This is a genomic window from uncultured Candidatus Puniceispirillum sp. (assembly GCF_963979125.1).
In the GTDB taxonomy this organism is placed as follows: domain Bacteria; phylum Pseudomonadota; class Alphaproteobacteria; order Puniceispirillales; family Puniceispirillaceae; genus Puniceispirillum.
The window spans coordinates 1-1,540 of the sequence record NZ_CAXBVX010000188.1 but is presented as its reverse complement, the minus strand read 5'-3'; the positions used below and the strand labels follow the sequence as shown (position 1 = coordinate 1,540).

The 1,540-nt window shown below is 54.1% G+C and carries 2 protein-coding genes; one reads left to right on the top strand and one right to left on the bottom strand.

The genetic code is table 11. The features are described from left to right. A partial coding sequence (locus ABNT28_RS11060; protein WP_348721641.1) for an amidase family protein occupies positions 1-781 on the top strand: 781 nt, incomplete at its 5' end. A gap of 11 nt (positions 782-792) precedes the next feature. Here the strand turns inward: ABNT28_RS11060 and ABNT28_RS11055 are convergent. Continuing rightward, a partial coding sequence (locus ABNT28_RS11055) for an amidohydrolase family protein (RefSeq protein WP_348721640.1) occupies positions 793-1,540 on the bottom strand: 748 nt, incomplete at its 5' end.

The following is a 1,540-nucleotide window of genomic DNA, read 5'->3' as shown; positions in this document are numbered from 1 at the left end:
CATGGTTGGCTATGACGCGGCAGACCCCGTCACCGCCCGTGGTGTCGGCAAAGCCCCCGAAAGCTATGCAGATCTATTGGACAAGGATGCGTTGAAGGGCAAACGGATCGGCATTATGCGGACGCCGATGGGCCATCGCACCGAACCGGAGTCAGATGACTTTGCCAAGATTACCGCGCTTTTCGATCGCGCCGTCGGTGAACTAGCCGACGCTGGAGCGACCATTGTCGATCCTGTCGAAATTCCTGGCATGAACGAGCTATTGGACAAGCGCGCCAGAAACAACACCGAGGAAAATCAGTCCTTTGCGGATTATGCCGCTGGCGGCGCCAATACACCGTTCAAGACGCGTGCTGAAATCATGGCTTCACCTCTGTTTCAGGAAACAGCGCATGGCGTGCGCACGCGCTGGAAAAATGAAGATACCAGCAAGGAATTTGGCGAATATTTACACGCCCGTGACATGCTGATGACCCGTTTCCTGGCGACGATGGCGGATCACAACCTCGATGCCATCGTCCATAAAGCAGTCGAGCATCAACCAACATTGATCAAGGACGGCATAAACCCGCCCCATATTGACCAATGGGGCGCGCCCCACATCAATACATTCCTGATATTCGTACCGTCTGTCGTCGTACCCGCAGGTTTCACCACCGACAATCTACCTGGTGGCATTACCTTCCTTGGGCGGCCCTATGACGACGCAAATATGATCAACTTCGCCTACGCCTACGAACAGGCGACACATCACCGCAAAATTCCTGACTGCGCGCCCTGAAGGCGCGTTGGTCAGGCTGCAGCGGTATTCGCAGCATCCAGATCGAGATCATAGAGTTTGGCCGTGCCGTGCCACAGGATCTTTGCCTTGGCATCTTCCGGAACATCGTCCCGGTTAAGCACGTGTTTCGGTGAATTTACCAGGCGATGCGCATGCGGGATATCGCTGGCATAGACCCAGCAATCGGTGCCATATTTGTTGACCATATAGGGCAGCAGATCATCATCGACCTCAAAACCGATAAAAATCCGTCCGGCTTTGATATATTCCTCTGGCGTCATCTTCGGCAAACCACGCTCGATGATCGGCATATGCTCAGCCCGCAACGCATCATGCTTGATACGTTCGCGGATACTATCGAGGGTGAAATCCATCACCTCGATGGCGAAATCGACCCATGTACAACCAGTCTCCAGGAAGGAGACTTTGACATTAGGATAACGGTCTAGAATGCCTGAGCTACAAATCGTCTTAAAACCGCGCACCACTGACATCAGGAACTGATCAGCGGCGACACTGGGATAATCCGCCCATGCCTTTAACGCCCCTGTTCCCGGGTGCACATTGACCGGCATGCCAATATCGTTGGCTGTCTGCCAAATAATCGCAAAATCCGGGTGATCGAGTCCCTTTTCGTTGTATTCCCCGAGAACCATCACCCCGACAGAACCCATCTTTTGAGTGCGGATCATTTCACGGGCCGCTTCTTCGGGATCGCTGGGGCAGATCACTGTGACCCATTTCAGTCGGTCGGGCGCC